The organism is Maribacter confluentis (assembly GCF_030505015.1).
Lineage (GTDB): Bacteria > Bacteroidota > Bacteroidia > Flavobacteriales > Flavobacteriaceae > Maribacter > Maribacter sedimenticola.
This window is the reverse complement of record NZ_JAUKUC010000001.1, coordinates 585,614-607,564: the sequence shown is the minus strand read 5'-3', so window position 1 is coordinate 607,564 and position 21,951 is coordinate 585,614. Positions and strand designations below refer to the sequence as shown.

Annotated in this window: 19 protein-coding genes, 1 tRNA gene and 2 pseudogenes; 17 read left to right on the top strand and 5 right to left on the bottom strand. The window is 38.4% G+C overall.

Translation table 11 applies throughout. From position 1 onward, the window contains the following. The first annotated feature begins 35 nt into the window (after window positions 1-35). A complete protein-coding gene (locus tag Q2T41_RS02830; protein WP_089259884.1) occupies window positions 36-434 on the top strand; it encodes a VOC family protein in 399 nt (132 codons plus the stop codon). Window positions 435-445: 11 nt separating this feature from the next. Further along, a complete protein-coding gene (hpf, locus tag Q2T41_RS02825) occupies window positions 446-748 on the top strand; it encodes a ribosome hibernation-promoting factor, HPF/YfiA family (RefSeq protein WP_089259885.1) in 303 nt (100 codons plus the stop codon). 166 nt (window positions 749-914) lie between these two features. Here the strand turns inward: hpf and Q2T41_RS02820 are convergent, their stop codons facing one another. After that, a complete protein-coding gene (locus Q2T41_RS02820) occupies window positions 915-1,367 on the bottom strand; it encodes a ferritin-like domain-containing protein (protein ID WP_304434854.1) in 453 nt (150 codons plus the stop codon). 235 nt (window positions 1,368-1,602) lie between these two features. On the opposite strand from Q2T41_RS02820, the gene Q2T41_RS02815 reads away from it, so the two are divergent. The 8 genes and pseudogenes from Q2T41_RS02815 (at window position 1,603) to Q2T41_RS02780 (ending at window position 10,422) form a co-directional block, all read left to right on the top strand. Then, window positions 1,603-1,746: a hypothetical protein gene (locus tag Q2T41_RS02815; protein ID WP_179213150.1), complete on the top strand. Its 144-nt coding sequence runs from the start codon at window positions 1,603-1,605 to the stop codon at window positions 1,744-1,746. A 157-nt stretch (window positions 1,747-1,903) separates the two neighbouring features. Further along, window positions 1,904-3,130 carry a TolB-like translocation protein gene (locus Q2T41_RS02810; protein ID WP_304434853.1) on the top strand — a complete coding sequence of 409 codons (1,227 nt, stop codon included), beginning with the start codon at window positions 1,904-1,906 and terminating at the stop codon, window positions 3,128-3,130. 77 nt (window positions 3,131-3,207) lie between these two features. Continuing rightward, window positions 3,208-4,920: a PorP/SprF family type IX secretion system membrane protein gene (locus Q2T41_RS02805; protein WP_304434852.1), complete on the top strand. Its 1,713-nt coding sequence runs from the start codon at window positions 3,208-3,210 to the stop codon at window positions 4,918-4,920. A 640-nt stretch (window positions 4,921-5,560) separates the two neighbouring features. Further along, window positions 5,561-5,878 carry a response regulator gene (locus tag Q2T41_RS02800; RefSeq protein WP_304434851.1) on the top strand — a complete coding sequence of 106 codons (318 nt, stop codon included), beginning with the start codon at window positions 5,561-5,563 and terminating at the stop codon, window positions 5,876-5,878. Beyond that, window positions 5,875-6,201 carry a response regulator transcription factor gene (locus Q2T41_RS02795; RefSeq protein ID WP_304434850.1) on the top strand — a complete coding sequence of 109 codons (327 nt, stop codon included), beginning with the start codon at window positions 5,875-5,877 and terminating at the stop codon, window positions 6,199-6,201. Before Q2T41_RS02800 ends, Q2T41_RS02795 begins: the two co-directional genes overlap by 4 nt. 231 nt (window positions 6,202-6,432) lie before the next feature. Then, a pseudogene (locus Q2T41_RS02790) lies at window positions 6,433-7,919 on the top strand (xylulokinase). A gap of 10 nt (window positions 7,920-7,929) precedes the next feature. Beyond that, window positions 7,930-9,246 (top strand): xylose isomerase, encoded by a 1,317-nt coding sequence (xylA, locus tag Q2T41_RS02785; protein WP_379921538.1) that lies wholly within the window; start codon window positions 7,930-7,932, stop codon window positions 9,244-9,246. Between the two features lie 159 nt (window positions 9,247-9,405). After that, window positions 9,406-10,422: a LacI family DNA-binding transcriptional regulator gene (locus Q2T41_RS02780; protein WP_089259892.1), complete on the top strand. Its 1,017-nt coding sequence runs from the start codon at window positions 9,406-9,408 to the stop codon at window positions 10,420-10,422. Window position 10,423: 1 nt separating this feature from the next. Here the strand turns inward: Q2T41_RS02780 and Q2T41_RS02775 are convergent, their stop codons facing one another. Then, entirely contained in the window at window positions 10,424-11,788 is a 1,365-nt protein-coding gene (locus Q2T41_RS02775; protein ID WP_304434849.1) for a Gfo/Idh/MocA family protein, read from the bottom strand. 110 nt (window positions 11,789-11,898) lie between these two features. Between Q2T41_RS02775 and Q2T41_RS02770 the strand changes: the two genes are divergently transcribed. The 4 genes from Q2T41_RS02770 to Q2T41_RS02755 all read left to right on the top strand — a co-directional run bounded on the left by Q2T41_RS02770 (window position 11,899) and on the right by Q2T41_RS02755 (window position 16,720). After that, window positions 11,899-13,308, top strand: a complete 1,410-nt coding sequence (locus Q2T41_RS02770; protein WP_304434848.1) for a sialate O-acetylesterase — start codon at window positions 11,899-11,901, stop codon at window positions 13,306-13,308. Window positions 13,309-13,440: 132 nt separating this feature from the next. After that, window positions 13,441-15,162: a GMC family oxidoreductase gene (locus tag Q2T41_RS02765; RefSeq protein WP_304434847.1), complete on the top strand. Its 1,722-nt coding sequence runs from the start codon at window positions 13,441-13,443 to the stop codon at window positions 15,160-15,162. 3 nt (window positions 15,163-15,165) lie between these two features. Then, entirely contained in the window at window positions 15,166-15,888 is a 723-nt protein-coding gene (locus Q2T41_RS02760; protein ID WP_304434846.1) for a gluconate 2-dehydrogenase subunit 3 family protein, read from the top strand. A 7-nt stretch (window positions 15,889-15,895) separates the two neighbouring features. Further along, window positions 15,896-16,720, top strand: coding sequence for a sugar phosphate isomerase/epimerase family protein (locus Q2T41_RS02755; protein WP_304434845.1), 825 nt, complete (start codon window positions 15,896-15,898; stop codon window positions 16,718-16,720). Window positions 16,721-16,777: 57 nt separating this feature from the next. On the opposite strand, the gene Q2T41_RS02750 is transcribed toward Q2T41_RS02755, so the two are convergent. The 3 genes and pseudogenes from Q2T41_RS02750 to Q2T41_RS02740 form a co-directional block, all read right to left on the bottom strand. Then, window positions 16,778-18,562: an arylsulfatase gene (locus Q2T41_RS02750; protein ID WP_304434844.1), complete on the bottom strand. Its 1,785-nt coding sequence runs from the start codon at window positions 18,560-18,562 to the stop codon at window positions 16,778-16,780. 24 nt (window positions 18,563-18,586) lie between these two features. After that, a pseudogene (locus Q2T41_RS02745) lies at window positions 18,587-19,492 on the bottom strand (glycoside hydrolase family 130 protein); the annotation flags it as partial. 18 nt (window positions 19,493-19,510) lie between these two features. Continuing rightward, complete coding sequence (locus tag Q2T41_RS02740) at window positions 19,511-19,639, bottom strand: hypothetical protein (RefSeq protein WP_304434843.1); 129 nt, start codon at window positions 19,637-19,639, stop codon at window positions 19,511-19,513. Window positions 19,640-19,889: 250 nt separating this feature from the next. Between Q2T41_RS02740 and Q2T41_RS02735 the strand changes: the two genes are divergently transcribed. The 3 genes from Q2T41_RS02735 (at window position 19,890) to Q2T41_RS02725 (ending at window position 21,715) form a co-directional block, all read left to right on the top strand. Beyond that, window positions 19,890-20,585 (top strand): M15 family metallopeptidase, encoded by a 696-nt coding sequence (locus Q2T41_RS02735; RefSeq protein WP_304434842.1) that lies wholly within the window; start codon window positions 19,890-19,892, stop codon window positions 20,583-20,585. Continuing rightward, window positions 20,578-21,513 carry an alpha/beta hydrolase gene (locus Q2T41_RS02730; RefSeq protein WP_304434841.1) on the top strand — a complete coding sequence of 312 codons (936 nt, stop codon included), beginning with the start codon at window positions 20,578-20,580 and terminating at the stop codon, window positions 21,511-21,513. Before Q2T41_RS02735 ends, Q2T41_RS02730 begins: the two co-directional genes overlap by 8 nt. Window positions 21,514-21,641: 128 nt before the next feature. After that, window positions 21,642-21,715: transfer RNA gene (locus tag Q2T41_RS02725), tRNA-Pro, on the top strand. Window positions 21,716-21,951: the final 236 nt, after the last annotated feature.

Below are 21,951 nucleotides of genomic sequence, written 5' to 3'. Positions count from 1 at the left end.
GCTTCTTGTTGTACCTTGTATAAAAACAATATAAAATGAAAATACAAGCATATTTAGCATTTAACGGAAACTGCCAAGAGGCATTGAATTTTTACGCCAATTTGTTTGGTGCGGAAGTAAAGAATAGGCAAACGTATGAAGATAAGGAAATAGATGTTCCGTCATCATACCGTCAAAAATTACAGCATGCGGAATTAAAAGGTAAAGGCGTTCATTTTATGGCTTATGATGCTTCACCAGATACCCCTTTGAACAATGGAAACCAGATTAATATGAGTGTTGATTTGGATAATTTGGACGAGGGAAAACAATTGTTCAAGGATTTATCCAGTGGAGGACAGGTTCATCATGAATTTAGGGAACGTGAATGGGGACATTTTGGTAGATGTACCGATCGTTTTGGAATTGGTTGGATGGTTAACGTTGATAAATAGAAAATAGATATATGGATATTATATATGAGTATGACGGAGTAACGGCAAGTGATAGGCTTGAAGCGTTTGCCAAGGAAAAATTAAATAAACTGCACGCTAAATTTGATGATGTAATACGGGCAGATGTGTTTTTTAAGGATGAAAACACATCATCTACTGATACGGGTAAAATCTGTAATATTAGATTGAGTTTGCCCGGTCCCAGAATTTTTGCTGAAGCCAGTAACGAAAATTTTGAGGAATCGGTGAGTGAGTCCGTACGTGAACTGGAGCGACAGTTAAGAAAAAGGAAGGATAAACTAAAAACCTATTAAAACAATGAAGAAGGCCCTAATACTTTATTTTGGTAAAAAGTTCTATAAGCAATGGTTACAAAAAAAGCGAAAGAATAAAAGTCTTAAGACCTCGTAAAAATTTGTAGATAATTAATGCTTATGAAAATAAAAAAGCCCTTGCATTTGCAAGGGCTTTTGTTTGTTGTTACCTATATTCTTCCAATATTTCAGAAGTTTCCAGGTCGTTCTGCAATTTCTCTTTTTGCGCTCTTATAAGGTCTTTGACTCTGGGAGGTATCATGGTTTCCGCTAAAGCCTTATCGTAATCTTCAATAGCGGCCTTGTCTCCTCTAACGGCCTCTTCTAACATGGCCTCGTCATTATCTCCGGCAAAAAATGATTTAACGTCCATCCACGTTCTATGAACGGCTCCTGCAGCACTACCTTTAATTTCAACGCTGCCCAAATCCAGTTCCGGCACTGCGGCCCTTAACTCCCTTAAAAATTGCATACGCTCTACAACCCTGTTCTCAAAATAACTTTTTATACCTACTTGTTCTGCATTTTCAGATGCTTTTTCAAAACCTTTTATGGCATCTTCGTTCTTGGAAACTAAGTCTTTTAAACGATTTTCAATTTTTTCTATATCTGTGTTCATATTATTTTGTTTTATGTAAGGGTAATCCTTACGGTTTCATTTCAACTCTAAATTAGATTGAAAAAAGACCTTTAGTTGACCTTAAACATCAAGAGTTTTGCTGTAAGCATAATTTAATATATGTTTTGCATTCTATCAATAAGTTAGTGGGTTTATGCCTATATTTTAAATGGATAGAGTTAAGCAAACTCTAGTACTAATGGTAATTTGTGATTCACATAAAAATGAATGAATTATGGGATTATCACCTTTGTTCGGAGTTGCTAAACTTCTAGTACGTAGTAGAAAATTAAAGATTGCCGCAGTAGGTTTACAGCTGGCCTATTTAGGATATAAATATGTATCGGATAAAAAGAAAAAGAAAAAAATTAATTCATAGGGGCTGTAAATTTTAAAAAGTAATTGATTATCAATAACTTAAGTTGGTTTATGAATGAATTGGTTCATATATTTTATAAAAACCTATGAATTTTTATTAAGAACGTATTGAATTTGTTATTGGAACTTTGGGGTATTAACCCCCAAAATCTACAATCATGAACAATTCAATTAAATGTGGCCTTTTGCTTGCTTGCATGGCTACAGTGGGTTATGGTCAAAATTTGGCCATGAATCAAGAACCCACCAAATTTCAACAACGTAAGGTTTCGGAAATTTCCAAACGTACTGAAAACTATAATAAGTTAAAAGCGCTCGGTTATGAAGATGAAGAAATTTTTGAAGACCTTGGTAATGCCAATTTTCTTTCTAAAAAATACGAAAATGCACTGTATTGGTATGGTAGGCTAATTGAGGTTTCAGAAGATGGAACCTTAAATAAAAGCTATCAGAAAAGATACGACCATGCCGTTTCCCAATTGGGTAAAAAAGTCCAGAATGAAATTAGTGATGAAAACTGGACGGAACTGGTAAAGGATGACTACAAAATGACCCATTATGTGGCACCTACAGAACTCTCTTCCAATAATAGGTCCAATTTTTTGCCTTGGAACACCACTTCTTCCAATACAGAAATGGTATCAACCGGAACCAATGATATTCAGCTAGACGGCGAGTATGCACCACCCGTAGCGTTGACCAATGGCGGTAACACGGCTTATTTCAGTAAGGCAACCTATCGTAAGCCGGTTACAGGGCTTTTTTCGAAAAAAAGGAAAGTACATAAAATCTACAAGGCCGATAAGATAGCGGGCGAATGGAAAAAAATCACCGAGGTGGCCGTATGCCCTTCGGACTATTCCGCAAAACACCCTGCCGTATCTCCAGATGGTAATCGTTTATTTTTCGCTTCCAATATGCCGGGCAGTTTTGGGGCATATGATATATATGTGGCCACCATTCATAAAAATGGAAGCCTGGGTATGGCAAAAAATCTTGGAACAAAGGTAAATACCGTCAAAGATGATATGCATCCTAATCCACTTTCCAACAATCAATTGGTTTTTGCATCAGAAGGCCATGAAGGTTTTGGAGGCCTAGATGTATACCTTGTTGAGGTAGGGGAAAGAAATGTAGGCCTTGCCGTAAATATGGGAGAAAACATTAATAGCGCATATGATGAGTATTCTGTAAACATGTTGCAAAAAGATGGTTCCGGATTTGTAGTCTCCAATAGGGATTCTACTACTGGAATAGGAAATCACGTAGCATTTAACCTAAATGATAAGCCGGCTAGTGAAAAAGATAGAGATTATCGTTTTTTAGAAGCATTTAATACAGATAAACAAATGCAGTATTCAAGTTCTGTATTTGATGATGAATAAACTCCCCCAATTATTCATTGAAATAGTTCCCCCCAAACCCCAGACAAAATAAATCTTTAATCATAAAATCATACGTTATGGAAAGTCCATTAAAAATCAATAGTTTTCTTATTGCTTTGTTCCTGTTGGCTCTGATCCAGACTGTAAAAAGCCAGGAAACCAATGCCAATCTTGGGTCCAGTAGTACGTACCACAATCAATTATATTTCAATAGGTTCTTTATTAACCCCACTTATTCCTTGGTACGAGAGAATAAATCATATTTAAATATTCTTCATAGAAACCAATATGCCACGTTCGATGATAATAGCCAAAATTATTTCTTAGGCTTCAGTAACAAGCTAAGTGATCAAACAGCCGTAGGTATAGGGGTATATAGCCAATGGGCCGGTGTGGTCCAGGAATTTGGTTTTAATGCCAACTATGCCTCCTCTGTACGTTTGGCTGATAAATCGGTATTAACGTTCGGTACCAATATTACCTATTTTAATCAAGGGTTGGACAAAAATAGGATTGTGATCAGTGAAGAAGATCCAGAACTATCAGAGGCCAGAAAAGAAAGTAAAATAGCTGTTCAACCAGGTATTAATCTATCATTGGGCAAGTTTGATTTTGGCCTATACGCTGAGGATTTGTTGAAATATAACCAAACAACCAATGAGTTTTTAACAGAATTTTCCACAAAAAGTGTCAAGGCCTCTATGCAGTATACCCATGACTTTAAAAATTCTAGAGGGCTATTTGAAAATGCCCGTTTTATGCCCATGGTGCAGGTAGGACAAAATTATGACAGTAGTCTGTATTACTTTGGTTCATTATTGTTGGATATGCCAAATTATGGATGGATTCAAACTACTTATGATCGGGATTACGGTATATCTGCAGGTCTTGGGTTTAATCTAAGCGAGAAAATGTCGTTGGGATATTTAATGGAAAAAGATATTGCAAAGCAAGATGCCAATTTGGGTTGGAACCATGAAATAACATTGGCCTATACGTTTAAGGATGATGATTTGGGCATTACCGTTGCGAATAATAGTACAGATAATCAAATAGATAATATTGTGCGAAACTACGAAGAACAAATAGCCCACCTTATAGAGGAACGCGACAATGCCAGAACATCTAGCAAAGCCAAAAACGTGGAAAAAGCAATGGAAACAAGCAATGCCAAAGAGATGTATAGTGCAAGTGCAACAGATTTGGCCTACCAGAATAAAATGGTCTTGGATGAGCTGATCATGAGGCAAGATTCTATTGAAGAAGTAAGAATTGCAGCTTTCGAAGAAAGGTTCAATCTTATTGTTAGGATGTTAAGAAATGATATAGACACCACCATCAAGAATTCGTTACAGGACTACAGTGCAGAGGAACCCACTGCCTATGTAGCCAATGAAATAAATAAGAAAGATGAATCTTTAATTGCAAATACAAACAGCAGAAGGGCCAATTTCAAGGAACTGCCCGTAAAGATGATGGTAGATTCAGATGTTATAGGAATGAATTCCGGATATTATGTAATTGCCAATGTATACAGCCAAACAAAATATTTAAATGCTTTTATGAAAGAGTTAAGGTCAAAAGGCTTAGATCCAAAACAATTTTATAATAAGGAAAACGGACTTTACTATGTATACCTGGCAGATTATGATTATAAGAATGAGGCCCAAATGGCCGCAAGTACAAATTTAAACGGTAAGTATAATGATGAAAAATGGATAATGCAGGTGAATGAAACCACTGCTACAGTATCCAACACGTTTGAAGACGATGATATGAGTATTGAATAATATGATTTAGATAACGGGGATTTATGATTGATTTAAATTGTCAATAAAAGGAGGGGTGTTGTCCGGGGGGATAACGGGTGCCCCTCCTTTTTTTCTTATTGGTTGAACATAATTTTTTTTTTGGGGAAAGTAAAAACATCGATGAACGGTAGCATTTTTATTCAAAACATTGCATTTGAACGAAAATTCTTATGATTTTAACGATGTTATAACATTTAACTATATATTTCTCGAACCAAATTAATTGTAAACATTGTTTAACCCCAAATCCCCCCAAAACCATGAAAAACAATTACCTACTATTTTTAAGCGATTTCATTCATCGTAATTTTTCAATTTCTGGATTCCTTTTAGAAATCATTTTCCTAAAAAGTTGTTTGCGTTTTAATTCATTCAATTTTACATCTAGACAAGTCAATAGCTAGATTTTAAATTGTAACCGGAATTTAAACTACTACTTCAGTACAGAATTTTTATAGGACAATTTTACGCCTTTTAATACAATATCCTTTTACAGGGTATAAGTGTATTAGGGTAGATTTTGTAAAAATTTCAAGTACGTATTTAGATTCCAAATTGTATTTAAAACAAAACTTTTGTTGTGCGGCTCCCGGCATGACAGTATTAAATATTGGAAGACATGAAAAATACTAAGACTCGAATAATAATTTTAGAAAGAGATAGCTCAATGCACATTGTTTATAAAAACCATTTTGATGCATTGGAAGATTATGAACTAGTTGGAAGTTATACTTCTGCCAACCTAGCCTTAAAGGATTTTAAGCATACTAGGCCACAAATAGTGTTATCTGAAATTGACTTGGATGATATTAATGGTATAGATGCCATTAAATTATTTAGGAAAAAGAACTGGGGTATCAATATTATTATGTTCAGTGAAATCAATGATTTTGAAGTTATTAAAAAAGCTTTTAAAAAGGGGCCAACGGATACTTGACCAAACCATTGACCTTGGATAAACTTGAGCATGCCTTAAGCAGTATAGAAAAGGAAGGTGCTGCTATGAGCAATGATATCGTAAAAAAGTTTATAAGCAATTTCCATAAAAGAACGTTTGCTTTCTTTTCTGAACGTGAAAACCAGATCGTAGATTTTCTATGTCAAGGTGCAACGTATAAAATGATAGCGGAAAAACTGTTCGTGACACCCAGCGCGGTCAATTTCCATATCCAGAACATTTATCTTAAACTAGATGTAAATTCCAAATCAGAGGCACTTACCAAATTGGAACGGTTACAAAACCAATTGGAGGAATATTAGCAGATTGTAATTATAGTAGTATAGCCTTTTACGAAAACCCTTTCGATAATTTTCGAACAGTAAAATATCCTATAACAAATTGATTTTTAATTTGTTATAGGATGTTTTTGTTTTTTTGACCTACAGGATATAGCGCTCTACTATTTATTTTCGTGGCAATAAACATGTTGTGGGCGTATAGTAGTTATTTTTGGTTTAACTTATTACAGCTAAAATCAACTCACAATAAATATGTATCATCTAGGACTAGATATAGGAAGTTCATCAATAAAGATTGCCTTAGTCGATGCTTCAACAGGCAAAAGTATTGGTGTAGTTACGGAACCGGAGACAGAAATGTCCATGCAGGCGGTTAAAAATGGTTGGGCAGAGCAAAGCCCGGAAGATTGGTGGGGGTATGTATGTAGTGGCATAAAACGCTTATGTAATGAATACCATATTAATGCAACGGGGATTACCGGTATTGGCATTTCTTATCAAATGCACGGATTGGTCCTAATAGATAAGGATGGTGTCCCGTTACGTAAATCCATTATTTGGTGCGATAGTAGGGCAGTTGAAATTGGCGAAAAAGCTTATGAAGAAATTGGACCGGAAGTATGCGATACCCACTTGTTGAATTCTCCTGCAAACTTTACCGCTTCTAAATTAAAGTGGGTAAAAGAAAATGAACCGGAGGTATACGCTAAAATTTACAAGATCATGCTGCCTGGGGATTATATTGCTTATAAATTTTCGGGAGTGGTAAATACAACTGTATCAGGGTTGTCAGAGGGTATTTTATGGGATTTTAAACATGATGCCGTTGCCCAACTATTGTTAGATCATTATGGTTTGGAAAAAGAACTGATTCCTGATATTGTTGATACATTTTCGGTACAATCCAACGTAAACGAGAAGGGCTCAACGGAAAGTGGCATTAAGCTTGGCACACCTATATTGTACAGGGCCGGCGATCAACCCAATAATGCATTGACCTTAAATGTTTTTAAACCGGGTGAAGTGGCGGCTACTGGTGGTACATCTGGTGTAGTTTATGCGGTTACGGATAATTTGTCGGTCAAGGAAAGTTCTAGGGTAAATAATTTTGCGCATGTCAACTATACCCCGGGCAACCTGCAAGAATTGGTAAGTTATTATGTATTAATGGTGCTGGAATACAATACCGTTGGTTATTGAACAACCTTAATGTAGCATCCTATGATGAAATGAACACCCTTGCCAATGAAGTACCGATCGGTTCTGATGGTATTGCGCTAATACCCTTTGGTAACGGAGCGGAAAGAATGCTTAAAAATCAGGATATTGGAACAAGGATCGTAAACCTGAACTTGAACAATCATGGCAAAGGACATTTATGTAGGGCGGCATTGGAAGGTATTGCTTTCTCTTTTGTTTACGGCATGGAAATCATGAAATCAGACGGTATAAAGGTCAATGTCATGCGTGCAGGAAACGATAACCTTTTTAGGTCGGAAATATTTTCTTCCACCGTGGCAACGCTAATAGGGTACGATATTGAAATTTATAATACAACCGGTGCTATTGGTGCGGCCAGGGCCGCTAATTTGCATAAGGGAGATTTTGAGGCATACGGCAAGGCAATTTTAGAGAATGATTATGTGACAACCTTTAGTCCCAAAACGGACAAAACGGGGTATGAAAAAGCATATGCCGCATGGAAAAATGAATTGGAATTAATCTTAAACAACAAATAAAATCAACATAATGTCAAACAAGGAATATTTTAAAGGAATTGATAAAATCAAGTTTGAAGGGAAGGAATCCGATAATCCATTGGCTTTCAAATACTATAACCCAGAGCAAGTAGTTGCCGGTAAGACCATGAGAGAACATTTTAAGTTTTCTACCGCTTATTGGCATACGTTCTGTGGTCAGGGTTCGGACCCTTTTGGTCCTGGTACCCAAAATTTTGAATGGGATAAATCATCCGATCCCGTACAAGCGGCAAAGGATAAGGCCGATGCGGCATTTGAATTTTTTGAAAAAATTGGCTTTGATTACTATTGCTTTCATGATTTTGATTTAATACAGGAAGCACCCACATTTGCGGAATCTGAAAAGAGATTGGCAACTATAACAGATTATGTAAAGGAGAAGCAAAAGGCGTCTGGGAAAAAATTATTATGGGGAACGGCAAACTGTTTTTCTAACCCAAGATACATGAACGGTGCAGCTACCAATCCAGATTTTAATGTACTGGCTAGGGCCGGTGGCCAAATTAAGTTGGCTTTAGACGCAACCATTGCCTTAGGTGGTGAAAATTACGTATTCTGGGGAGGTCGTGAAGGATACATGTCCTTGTTGAACACAGACTTGGGCCGTGAACTGGACCACATGGGTCAATTTTTGGCCATGGCAAGGGATTATGCTAGATCACAAGGGTTTAAAGGTAATTTCTTTATTGAGCCCAAGCCAATGGAGCCAATGAAACATCAGTATGATTTTGATTCTGCTACAGCTATTGGTTTCTTAAAGGAGTATGGTCTTGATAAGGATTTTAAAATGAATATAGAGGTCAATCATGCAACTCTGGCCCAACATACTTTTCAACATGAATTGGCCGTTGCCGCCAAAGCCGGCATGTTAGGTAGTTTGGATGCGAACAGAGGAGATTACCAAAACGGATGGGATACGGACCAGTTCCCTAACAATATCCAAGAAACCACCGAAGCCATGTTGGTATTTTTGGCCGCAGGTGGCTTACAAGGTGGTGGCGTAAACTTTGATGCCAAGATCAGAAGAAACAGTACCGATCTAGAAGATGTGTTCTTGGCACATATTGGAGGTGCGGATACCTTTGCCAGAGCATTATTGACTGCGGATAAAATCATTTCTTCATCGGCCTACAATGCGTTACGTGAAAAAAGATATAGTTCTTTTGATGCCGGAAAAGGAAAAGATTTCGAAAATGGCAAATTGGACTTTATGGATCTTTATGAAATTGCAAAGGAAAATGGTGAGTTGACCTTGCAAAGCGGTAAGCAAGAATTGTTTGAAAATATCATCAACCAATATATATAATGCACCGATTCCTTATACCGGCATTTAACATGTTGGTTTAGGGATTGTAAAAGCTTAATATACTAGCGATCTGTCCCTTGGTATTCCTTTGGGACAGTTTGCTTTTTATATATAAAAGGTTTGCTAAGTTTGTAATGGGACGTTTTAATCAATAAACGCATGAAGAAAGTTACTTTAAAGGACATTGCTGGGCATTTTAAGGTTTCTATCTCAACAGTTTCCAAAGCTGTGAACGATAGTCATGAAATCAGTGCTGATTTAAAGGCGAAAATTCAGGAATATGCAAAAGCCAAGCATTACAAGCCAAACAGGCTGGCCCTAAACCTTTTAAATAGAAGTACCAAGACCATAGGTGTTGTAGTACCCAATATCCTTAATTATTTTTTTGTTCAAGTATTGTACGGTATTGAAAAAGTGGCCAATGAGAACGGGTATAATATTATTAGCTGTATAAGCGATGAGTCCAGTGAAAAAGAGAGTAAAACCTTGGAGTTTTTTGATTCTGGCACCGTTGATGGATTGATTATATCCCTGGCAGAGGAAACGCAAAATGAAAATAAGCATGATGCCCTTATAGATATTATAAACAATGATATACCTGTTGTTTTGTTCGATAGGGTTGCAGATGCTTTGGAATGTGATAAGGTAGTAGTAGATGATTTTGAGGCTGGTTATAAAACGACAAAGCACTTGATCAATGTGGGCTGTACCAATATAGCGGTCGTTAACCCAACGGGAAGTTCAAGTGTAGGGAAATTAAGGTTACTGGGCTATAAGAAGGCATTAGAGGAATTTAAGATTCCGTTCGATGCCAAATTGGTCATGAACCTAACGCCCAAGGACGACCTTGATCTGCTAATGTCCTTTCTTTTAAATTATAAGACCATAGAGGGTATTATTGGCTTTGATGAGATTACTGCTGTAAAAGTATTGGAAATTGTAAAGGCTAGGGGGTATAATGTGCCCAATGATATTTCTATAATTGGGTTTACCAATGGGCAATTGTCCAAGTATGTAACTCCGTCATTGACCATGGTTAGCCAACATGGAAAATATATTGGTGAACTTACTGCCAAACTCTTGATCAATAGAATACAAAATCCGGGACTTCCTTATGAGACCAAAACGGTCAAGACCAGCTTATTGGTAAGGGGCTCAACCAAAAAAATGCAATAGTCTAAATGGTATCTGGATGTGGGTGTACCCAATTTCCCCTGTAGGTACGTTGCAAGAGGTCAGTTGCTTCCCGATCATTAACAACCGTTCTGCTTTTGGGGTCGTATACCAATGGCCTTTTAAGATCCATTGACAAATTGGCCAATATGCAACTGGCAGAGGAGATGTGTCCTTCTTCAATATCCGCAATAGGTTTTGTGCCATTTTGTATGGCTTTTAAAAAATTGAGCATATGTCTTCTAGTTGCCGGTGCTGCATGTAATTCTATGTCTTTTTCATTAAGGTCTTCAGGATAGGCCTCTCGCTCATAAAGCACCTCGAATTTTATTGGGGCATCACCGTTTACAGGAACAAATTCCGCCTTCATGACATCGGCTTTGAGCACACCTTTTTCTCCATAGATTTTAAAGGCCCAAGGGTATTCCGGATCAGCGGCATTTCCCCAGGTACGGTGCTGCCAGTTGCAATTGAAATTTTCGTATTCAAATACTGCAGATTGGGTATCGGAAATAGTTGACTTACCATTTTTTTGAACAAAAATTCCACCTTCGGAACTTATGCGTTTGGGCCATCCTAAATTCAACATCCACCTAACGGTATCCAGCATATGAACGCACATATCCCCGGTTATACCATTTCCATACTCCCTAAATGTTCGCCACCACCTTCTATGCGGTAACCCGTCATAGGGCCGCATAGGGGCCGGACCCGTCCACATTTCATAATCCAAACGATCAGGTACCGGTTGTTCGGGCGGATTGTCATTGGCGCGCATATGGTAATAGCAGCACATGTCTACATGGCCAATAGTGCCAAGTAATCCTGTATCTATAATTTCTTTTTTGACCGATATTAAATGGGGCGTGCTCTTTCGTTGTGTGCCAACCTGTACTACTTTATTGTATTTTCTTGCCGCGGCAATCATGGCCTCACCTTCTATAACATCTACGCTCGTGGGCTTTTGAACGTATACATGAGCGCCAGATTGTAGTGCCGCTATGCACATAAGCGCATGCCAATGATCTGGGGTGCCAATGAGCACGATATCAAAATCCATGGTATCCAGCATGTTCCTGTAATCCATGAACAATCTTGGTCTTTTACCGTTTTTCTGTCTCTGGGCTACTAAGTTTGCGGTATTGTTTAGAAAAACCGAATCTACATCACAAAGCGCAGTGACCTCCACATTGGCTACTTGTATAAGTCGCAATAAATCACTTGTGCCATACCAGCCGGTACCGATCAAAGCAACTTTTTTAGGCTGCTCGTCCTTAAAGAATTCAAATCCGTAAGTGCTTAAGGATGATAGGAGTAGAGAGGCAGAAGCGGCTTTTAAAAAATGTCGTCTATGAAGGGTATTGGGCATAATGTTCAATTTTAATCAGGGATATGTATTAATAAATTATTTCATCGTTATGAAATTAGCAATAAAAAGAAAGTGCAAATTAATTATTTATTAAAAAATAGGTTGAATAATTGCTTATATTTAAATCCGTTAACACTTCTATCTTTAAAATGCGATTTTATTTATTAGTGATTTTCATTTTTTCAACGGCTATTGTCAAAGCGGAAATTACCTTACCCAATATTTTCTCGGACAAAATGGTGCTTCAACGAGAAGCGGAAGTATTACTGTATGGTTGGGCAGACCCCAACGAGGAATTTGAAATTTATACGGGTTGGAACGATAAGACGGTAGCAGTAAAGACCGGGAATAATGCAAAATGGCAGGTAACTTTGCAAACACCTGAAGCAGGTGGGCCGTATTCCATTAAGTTTACCGGAAAAGGAAATGAAATTATTTTTACGCAAGTATTGATCGGGGAAGTCTGGCTATGCTCAGGACAAAGTAATATGGAGTGGAGCGCCAACAGTACAATAGACAATAAGGAATTTGAAATTGCCAATGCGAACAATGATAAAATACGATTGTTTACCGTGCAAAAAAGAACGGCACTTCATCCACTGGAAGATGTAGAGGGAACTTGGGAAGCCTGTACATCGGAAACCATGCCCGATTTTAGTGCAGTAGCCTATTTTTTTGCTAAGAAAGTGGCAGCGGAGTTAAATGTACCCATTGGCTTGGTCGATGCTTCCTGGGGAGCATCCTGTGCCGAAGTATGGACACCGGAAAATGTTTTTGAATCTTTTCCGGAATTAGCTAATGCGCATAAATCCCTAAAACCCAATAAATGGGTTACCATTGAACCGTCTGTGTTATATAATGCAATGATTGCCCCGCTTACCAATTTTAAGATTTCTGGGGTTCTATGGTATCAAGGAGAATCCAACACAGCCAACGCATCATCCTACCAAAATCTTTTTACCCATATGATTACTTCATGGAGGACGGCATGGCAATATGATTTTCCATTTTATTATGTACAAATAGCACCGTTCAAGTATGGTGGAACGTATGAAGGAGGTATTGTCAGGGACCAACAGCGCAGAACGTTGTCCTTAAAGAATACCGGCATGGCCATAACAAGTGATATTTGCACTGTTGATGATATTCATCCCCAAAACAAGCAGGATGTGGGATTGCGACTTGCCAATATCGCCCTAAAATATCATTTTAATACTTTTGACGGGGAAGTTAATGGCCCGTTGTATGATATGGTTAAAGTCCAGGGGAATGCCCTAGAGGTATCTTTTCATAATGATGAAGGAATGTATGTCAAGGGTAAGCAAATAGACCATTTTGAAATTAGTGGAGAGAATGGGGTTTGGTATCCTGCCAAGGCAAGCTTAAAGAAAGGAGTGGTGCGTGTAAGTGCCAAGGAAGTGAAAGCCCCGGTGCATGTGCGTTATGCTTGGAAAAGTACGGCTATAGGAAATCTATTTAATGAGGCGGACTTGCCCGCTTCTACATTTACCAGCGAATAATAACAGGATAAATAGGTATCGATAGCACTATAAAAGCAGACGCCTGTAGAACATATTACGTTATTCAGCTAAAAACATATTTACAATTTTTTATTAATATTTACATTGTATGCTCGAACAAATAGAAAGATTATGCAGATAAAAGAATCCTCAGAAATTTATGATGTCATCATAGTCGGTTCAGGAGCCGGTGGTGGTATGGCAACAAAACAGTTGGCAGATGCCGGCCTTAATATTGCGGTTGTAGAGGCAGGTCCATTTTTTGATCCTGCGGACCCAAAGACCATGACCCAGTTAAAACAACCTTATGATTCCCCAAGAAGGGGAGCGGGAACCACCCGTGCATTTGGAGAATGGGATATGTCCTGGGGAGATTGGGAAGTTGAGGGAGAACCATATACCCATGCAGAAGGTACCGAATTTAAATGGTGGAGAGCGCGAATGCTAGGTGGTAGAACCAACCACTGGGGGCGAATATCCTTGAGATTTGGACCTAAGGATTTTAAAGGAAAAACAAGGGATGGGCATGGAGATGATTGGCCTATTGGCTATGAGGACGTAAAACCCTATTATGATAAATTGGACAAACTCATTGGGGTTTTTGGAACCAATGAAGGAAGGGAAAACGATCCTGACGGATTTTTCCTGCCTCCTCCAAAACCAAGATTGCATGAGCTTTTCTATATTAACGGAGCAAAAAAATCTAACATACCGGTTATACCTGGTAGGCTTTCAATGTTGACCAAACGTATCAATGAGGATCGTGGAGTCTGTTTTTATTGTGGCCAATGTGGTAGATCTTGCCAAATTTATGCGGATTTTTCCGCAGGTAGCTGTTTAATCTTTCCTGCCCAAAAAAGTGGTGGTCAAGTAAAATTGTTCGTAAATGCCATGGTACGTGAAATAACGACCAATGAAGAAGGTAAGGCTACCGGCGTTTCCTATATCAACAAAGAGGACAGAAAAGAGTATAAATTAAGGGGCAAGGTAGTAGTTTTGGCCGCATCTGCTTGTAGCTCAGCACGTATACTTTTAAATTCAAAGAGTAAACAACATCCTAATGGACTTGGAAACAGTAGTAACCTTGTGGGAAGATACCTGCATGACTCAACCGGAGCTAGTGCCGCTGGAGTAATACCAGGTCTAATGAACCGTAAAACATCATATAATGAAGATGGTGTTGGGGGTATGCACGTTTACTCACCCTGGTGGGGAGATAATTCCAAATTGGATTTCCCTAGAGGATACCATATAGAGGTTTGGGGCGGTATGAGTCAGCCTAATTATGGGTTTGGTTGGGACCCAAATGCAATGAATAAATATTTTGGATTAAAGTCTGGAGGATATGGCGATAGTTTACGGGACGATGTTAAGAAATACTATGGTTCTGTCATAGGTTTTGGTGGTCGTGGAGAAGGCTTGGCCAGCTATGATAATTATTGTGAGATTGATCCAACTACTGTTGATCAATACGGTATTCCCGTACTGAAGTTCAATTATAAATGGTCGCAATATGAAAGAAACCAGGCCAAACATATGCATGATACCTTTGAAGAAATCATACATAACATGGGCGGACATTATTTAGGGGAAAAACCCGGTAAAGACCAAGATTATGGATTGCATAAACCAGGTGAGATTATTCATGAAGTTGGTACGACAAGAATGGGAGATGACCCAAAAACATCGGTTACGAACAAGTTTCAGCAATTGCACGATGTAGATAATGTTTTTATAGTGGATGCAGGGGTATTTGTATCACAAGCGGACAAAAACTGTACTTGGACCATTATGGCACTTTCATGGAGGGCATCTGATTATATCATAGAACAGTTAAAGGCACAAAATATTTAGAAGATGGATAGAAGAAAAAGTTTACAAACCCTAATACTTGGTGGTGCCGCTGCGGGTACCGGATTGGTGTTCAATTCCTGTAAGACTGAAAATGGCGAGTCTATAGATGAAACCATCATTACCAGTACTGAAAAATATTTTGGAAGAACCCCCGCCGAATTGGAGCGTATAGAAAAATTGAATGCAGAACAATTGTTCAATGAGCATGAAATGGAAACTATAGCTGCGTTGGCAGTAGTAATTCTTCCACCTAAAGAACCCCATGGCGGACCAATAGAGGCAGGAGTACCGGAACTTGTTGAATTTATGGGCAAGGATATTCCTGAAATGGCTCCTACACTTCTTGGTGGACTAATGTGGTTGGATCATAAAAGTAATACGGAATTTGGAACCGAATTTAAATCGACAACCTTGGAACAGAAAAAACAGATTTGTGATGAGATCTGTTGGCATGATACGGAAAAGCCATTGAGTGAACAACCTTTGGAAATTCAGTTTTTTTACACCATGAGGGGCCTCACGGTAACTGGTTATTATACTTCTGAAGTAGGTATTGCAGATTTGGGATATAAAGGGAATACCCCTAATGTGTGGGATGGCGTTCCGCAAGATGTTCTAGATCAGCACGGTGTTGCCTATGATCCGGAATGGATAGCCAAGTGTGTGGACCAAAGCAAGAGAAATGTCATTGCTGAATGGGATGATGAAGGCAATTTACTTACATAAACGGATTATGAGGAGGAAAAAAATAATCATTGCAGCCTTTTTTATCGGTAGCGGATATATGGCACAGGCCCAAGAAGTGGGACTTCAACTATATAGTCTTAGGAATCAGTTTAAGGTAAATGTAGCCAATACACTGGGGTTGATCAATGAGTGGGGTATTACTAAAATTGAAGGCGGTGGAACGTATGACATGCCTTTAGAGGAGTTTAAGGCCTTGCTTGCAGAGAATAAACTGGAGATGGTTAGTGTAGGAGCCAGTTTTGAAGACCTTGAAAATAATGTGGGCAAAGTCATTAAGGATGCCAAGGATTTTGGCGCAAAATATGTAATGTGCGCTTGGGTGCCGCATGAAGGTAATAAATGGGCTTTGGAAGAAACCAAACATGCCAGTGAAGTATTCAACCAAGCAGGTAAGAAGCTTCAGGAAAGCGGACTTATTTTGGTTTATCATCCGCATGGCTACGAATTTAGACCTTATAGAAAAGGAACTTTGTTTGATTATATGGCAAAGAATGCTACCAATTATACGTTTGAGCTAGATGTATTCTGGGCACAACATGGCGGTGAGGATCCTTTGGCATTAATGAAAAAGTATCCTAGTAAGATTACATTACTACATTTAAAGGATATGGAAAAAGGTGTTGAGGGTAATGATACAGGGCATGAAGATGATGAAACCAATGTAGTCCTGGGTACAGGGCAAATAGATATTGCAGGTATTGTTGCCGAAGCAAAGAAATTGGGTATAGAATATATGTTTATTGAAGATGAATCTACAAATGTGGTATCTCAGGTACCGCAAAGCTTAACGTATTTAAAATCGCTGGAATAGCCTCAAGGATATAGTACACAAAAAAAGCTCCGATCATAATTGAATTGGAGCTTTATTTTATTCCACCTTTTTAAATTGTAACAACCTAAAATCGCCAACTTGGCTTTTCTTTACTTCCAGAGCTTTAAGGGTAAGAATGCCGTTACCTTTAGTAAGGGAAATAGTTCCTAAATCAAGCGCTTTAAAATTTTTTACATAAGATTCCATTCTCGGTACACGATCATTGTGCATGCCTAATAGTTCTGGGTCGTGGGCTTCCGTTATCTTACTTGGTATTTTGCTTCCGTTAAAACTTAATTCTACTATTGAACCCAAATCTTTCTCTGGACAGGTATAGTAGAAATGAACTTGAAATCGTCCTTCTTCCATTACCTCAACATCCCAACTAATGGAATCATTGACTGATTTCCAATTGGTAAAGAAAGAATCATTGGGCCATTGGTTACTGCGTATTATGGCACCATGGGCAATACCATCTCTTGCAGGTAGCTGTGTGTATATTGCTTGTGGATAGCCTAATGCAAAAGCACGTTTATCGTTGTTTTTGTGAAGTGTCATGGTTTCTACTTGCCAATTCTCCTTGGCCGCTATCAAGGAATCTCTTAATGTGGTATATATGTGGGAAACATCTATTTTCTGTCCGCGGTCTATGGTAATATCATAAAGCCTGTTTTCCTCATCTAACCTAAATTGCTGATTTCTAACACTTGTTTTTCCGTTCCAATGGTTAAATATTAAACGTTCCTTTACCGTTGTGTCCTTTTGTAAAAGCAAAGCACTTAAATCTTTGCCATCAATAGGTTTATTGGTGCTTACAGGTATTTCCAATAAGCCGCAAAGAGTAGGTAGCAAGTCAATACTTCCGGCTTTATCAACAAGATTTAATCCGTTTTTTATATGGCCGGGCCATTTGATAAAGAAAGGTGTTCTCACGCCGCATTCATCTACACTTCCTTTTTTACCTTTCATTCCACCGTTCAATCTGTATGCATTAGGTCCGTTGTCAGATAAGTAGATGATGATGGTGTTTTCCTCCAATCCCAATTGTTCTATGGTAGTCATTATTTGCCCTACATTGGTATCGATATTTTCCACCATGGCCAAAGCGGCTTTCGTAAATTGCAGGTCTTCATCTTTATCTACGGAGGCTAATGAATCTAATGGTTTATGTTTCATTTTGTTCCAATACTCGTCCGGTACCTGCATGGGGCTATGTGGGGTATTATAGGGTAGGTAAAGGAAAAAAGGTTCGTTTGCATGCTTTTCTATAAAATTAATTCCTTGGCTGGTAAGGTCATCTACCAAAAAACCTTTTCCTTGAACAAGTTTCCCATTGTTTTCCAGCATGGGGCTAAAATAATTACCCCAATGCCCAGACGCAAAACCATAAAACTGTTCAAATCCTCTAGAATTAGGGTGGTAAGGCGGTTGCATACCATTATGCCACTTGCCAAATGCCGCCGTTCTATAACCTGTTTCCTGAAGTATTTCCGCTATGGTGGTTTCATTAAGGTTAAAACGTTCGCCACCCGATGAAGTTTCATATACGCCTATTCTGGTAAAATATCTTCCGGTCAATAATTCAGCTCTTGTAGGGGAGCAAACGGGTTGCACATAAAAATTATCAAAAGATGCCCCATAATTTTTAATAGCGTCTATGTGTGGTGTGTGCAGATTGGAATTTCCGTTACTGCTCAAATCGCCCCAACCTTGATCATCTGCCAAAAACAGGATGACATTTGGTCTTTTTTGTGTAGGCAAAGGTTTTTCTATGGTTTTCTTTTCTGTACAGCCAATACCTGTTATAAAAAGGGAAAGAATGAATAGTTTAATTAACTTCATTGTACACTGGCTTTACGAATGGTTTTATTTATTTCTTACTGCTAAACCAACCATTGAATCTGCCGTACCATAGTACAGGAACCATTTTTCTTTAAAGAATACCAAGCCTTGGATGAAGGTGGTCCCCGCTTTGTACTGACCACTAATTTCATGAGGTAGGCTTGGGCATATAAAAGGGGTTTCCAGTCTTTTTATCATAATTGTAGGATTTTCCTTGTCAAACAATACTTGACCACCACAATAGGTTCCTTCCGGATATTTAGAGGTAGCGCCTTCTCCACTAAGATTTTTTCCATTATATAATAAAAGAATGCCGGCATCAGTATATATTGCAGGGGGTCCGGGTTCGGTTAAATGGCTGTCAAATTCATTGAGGGTAGGGGTAAAACTATCCAGTAACTTCCCTTCTTCGTTCAGTGTCGGTTTCCAATCTATGCCATTAGTGGAGGTAGCCAAGTTAACAAATAACTCGCCCCAGTACATTAAGAATGTTCCGTTTACTTTTTTGGCTAGCAATCTACCATTGACCAATTCTGTAACGATAGCACCGGATTTGCTCCATTCGTTCAAGAATTTACCACCATGTTCTTGTTCAAAAACAGGGCCATGTTTTGTCCATTTTTTCAAATTTTTGGAAGTGGCACTGGATAGTCTGGCAATATTCTTGTTCCAACTGGTGTACAGCATAATATACGTCCCATCTTCTGTTTCAACGATTCTTGGGTCTTCTATTCCACCAGGCTGGTCCCATTGTGCAAATTCATCATTGTCAGGATATAGCACCGGTGTAGGATATTTGGTAAAATTGATGCCGTTTGTACTATACGCCAACCCAATTCTTGAAGTTCTTCCACCTAATATGGCATCGGGATTGTCCTCTGCCCTAAACAATAGAAAAACGGTATCGTTCCGTACAATGGCACCAGGGTTAAAAACATCGGCTTTTTGCTAAGAAACTGATTTTTTCGAAATAGGATCAATAAACGAGTAAGATGAATCTGCCTGCATAATAGGGTTAAGGGCTGTTTTTTCAAACCCTAATAACCAAGGAGATTCTTTTATGTGGTTAGTGTCCAAAACGACTTCTTTTGGTGTGCCGCAGGAAATAAATAAGAATAGTATGCAGAAGGGAACAATAATATGTTGGTTCATTGTTTTTGGTTAAATTGCTTAAAAAGCAGTAGGTATAAGGTAGGTAAATAATCTTTACTACTGGCTTACAGCTTAAAAGAAATTATAAGTTAGTTTGCTTAATATGAAATGGATGGGTTTGATTAAAAATGGATCATATTTTAAAAGGTTGATATGCTTATTTTTACTTACTGTTATGTTTGTAGGTTGTAAGGATACTGTTAAATCCGCAAATGGCGATTTTGAAACCCATAAACCTATTCCCGAAACGGTTACCATATCCAAAACCGATATTGCGAAAACGCCACGGTTGAAAACAATAATACCATTGGATTCGTTAAGGGACACCACCTTTGTGAGATTAGCCGATTACAGTGATGGTTTTGCATTTGATTTAAGATACGCTACCCAAAACAATTTTTTAAAGGAAAAGGTTTATGACTGTGCGGAATGCTATACCAGGGTTAAAACCGTTAAGGCCTTAATGGCTGCAAATGCCGATTTTCATAAAAATGGGGTCAAGATTAAATTTTTTGATTGCTACCGTCCCAATTCTGTTCAATATAAAATGTGGAAAATTGTTCCCAATCCACAATACGTCGCCAATCCCGTTAAGGGCTCAATACACAATAAAGGAGGGGCTGTTGACATAACCTTGGTATCATTGAACGGTGAGGAACTGGATATGGGAACAGATTTTGATTTTTTTGGAAAGCGAGCTTATCACGATAATTATGACCTGCCCCAACAAATTTTGGACAACCGGAAATTATTGAAGGAAACAATGGAAAAACATGGATTTTGGTCCACTAGGACAGAATGGTGGCATTATAACCTTCAAGGAGCCTCTAATGACCCCATAGCTAATTTTAATTGGGAGTGTAATGATTAGGCTGCCTTTTATAATGATTTTTGTCCTGGCACTGACCCTTTTGGGAGGATGTGCCGCCAATAAGGAATTGGTTATTGATATTTGGCCCAAAGATAAAATTCCCAACCAATTAAAAACCGATATAAAAGAAGTTCAAGAGTATACGGACATTTTAAAAATCAGCAGGGTACAAAAACCTACAATAGAAGTTTTTTTACCACATGCATCAAAAGCTACGGGAAAGGCAATGTTAATTTTTCCGGGAGGAGGGTATGGTATTCTGGCCTATGACTGGGAAGGTACTTCGGTTGCCAAGTTTTTGGTAGATCATGGTATAGCGGGCATTGTAGTCAAGTATAGATTGCCTTCTGATGAAACTCAAATAGATAAGCACTATGTGCCCTTAATAGATGCCCAAAGGGCTATACGGTTGGTGAGGAGCAGATCAAAAGAATGGAACATTGATCCCGTCAATATTGGTATAATAGGCTTCTCCGCTGGTGGGCACTTAGCCTCAACTTTAGGTACCCAATACGATAATATGGTATATACGGCCGTGGATAAGATTGATAGCTTAAGTGCTAGACCGGATTTTATGGTTTTGATGTATCCGGTAATTACCATGGGAGAAAACACACATAAAGGTTCAAGGAATAATCTGTTGGGAAAAAATCCATCTGCCGAAAAGGTCATGCAATTTTCCAGCGATCTGCAGATTAATGAAGATACCCCGGCTACGTACTTAATTCATGCAATGGATGATAAAGCCGTTCCGGTGGCCAATAGTGAACATTTTTTTGCCTTGCACAATGCAAAGTCCAACGAGCGTGGCCAATTATATATTTTTGAAGAAGGGGGGCATGGATTTGGGATGGCAGAGGACAATGAAATATTAAGAAAATGGCCTTTATTGGTTTTAGATTGGATTAATAGTTTGGAAACCGATTAACTTTTTTATTTTTGCAACCTTAATTTGAGAATCTAATCGTTAAATAAAAAGTTTAAGAACTATTATCCGGTTACTTTTCAAGTAAATAAACGGTATAGCACTTTTATTTTTTGCTGTATTGTTAGTCTCGGGATGTAGCGCAGTCCGGTAGCGCACTCGGCTGGGGGTCGAGTGGTCGCAGGTTCAAATCCTGTCATCCCGACTGAATGAGAAAGTGAACTGTGAAAGCAGTTCACTTTTTGTTTTCAAATAGGTCATGAACATTGTTCATGTAAGGAATTGGGAACAAAAAGGGGATAGGCGATAGCCTTCACTTTATTATTTACAATGAGGGTTCATTAGGATTATACAAATCCTGTTTTCAAATAGGTCATGAACATAGTTCATGTAAGGAATTGGGAACAAAAAGGGGATAGGCGATAGCCTTCACTTTATTAT

Bases quoted from the DNA above. Each gene is read 5' to 3' on its own strand.
- Q2T41_RS02780 (WP_089259892.1), top strand. From the start codon at position 9,406: ATGAAGAAAGTTACTTTAAAGGACATTGCTGGGCATTTTAAGGTTTCT.
- Q2T41_RS02750 (WP_304434844.1), bottom strand. From the start codon at position 18,562: ATGAAGTTAATTAAACTATTCATTCTTTCCCTTTTTATAACAGGTATT.
- Q2T41_RS02730 (WP_304434841.1), top strand. From the start codon at position 20,578: ATGATTAGGCTGCCTTTTATAATGATTTTTGTCCTGGCACTGACCCTT.
- Q2T41_RS02800 (WP_304434851.1), top strand. From the start codon at position 5,561: ATGAAAAATACTAAGACTCGAATAATAATTTTAGAAAGAGATAGCTCA.
- Q2T41_RS02830 (WP_089259884.1), top strand. From the start codon at position 36: ATGAAAATACAAGCATATTTAGCATTTAACGGAAACTGCCAAGAGGCA.
- Q2T41_RS02760 (WP_304434846.1), top strand. From the start codon at position 15,166: ATGGATAGAAGAAAAAGTTTACAAACCCTAATACTTGGTGGTGCCGCT.
- hpf (WP_089259885.1), top strand. From the start codon at position 446: ATGGATATTATATATGAGTATGACGGAGTAACGGCAAGTGATAGGCTT.
- Q2T41_RS02820 (WP_304434854.1), bottom strand. From the start codon at position 1,367: ATGAACACAGATATAGAAAAAATTGAAAATCGTTTAAAAGACTTAGTT.
- Q2T41_RS02805 (WP_304434852.1), top strand. From the start codon at position 3,208: ATGGAAAGTCCATTAAAAATCAATAGTTTTCTTATTGCTTTGTTCCTG.
- Q2T41_RS02810 (WP_304434853.1), top strand. From the start codon at position 1,904: ATGAACAATTCAATTAAATGTGGCCTTTTGCTTGCTTGCATGGCTACA.
- xylA (WP_379921538.1), top strand. From the start codon at position 7,930: ATGTCAAACAAGGAATATTTTAAAGGAATTGATAAAATCAAGTTTGAA.
- Q2T41_RS02775 (WP_304434849.1), bottom strand. From the start codon at position 11,788: ATGCCCAATACCCTTCATAGACGACATTTTTTAAAAGCCGCTTCTGCC.
- Q2T41_RS02765 (WP_304434847.1), top strand. From the start codon at position 13,441: ATGCAGATAAAAGAATCCTCAGAAATTTATGATGTCATCATAGTCGGT.
- Q2T41_RS02815 (WP_179213150.1), top strand. From the start codon at position 1,603: ATGGGATTATCACCTTTGTTCGGAGTTGCTAAACTTCTAGTACGTAGT.
- Q2T41_RS02755 (WP_304434845.1), top strand. From the start codon at position 15,896: ATGAGGAGGAAAAAAATAATCATTGCAGCCTTTTTTATCGGTAGCGGA.
- Q2T41_RS02735 (WP_304434842.1), top strand. From the start codon at position 19,890: ATGTTTGTAGGTTGTAAGGATACTGTTAAATCCGCAAATGGCGATTTT.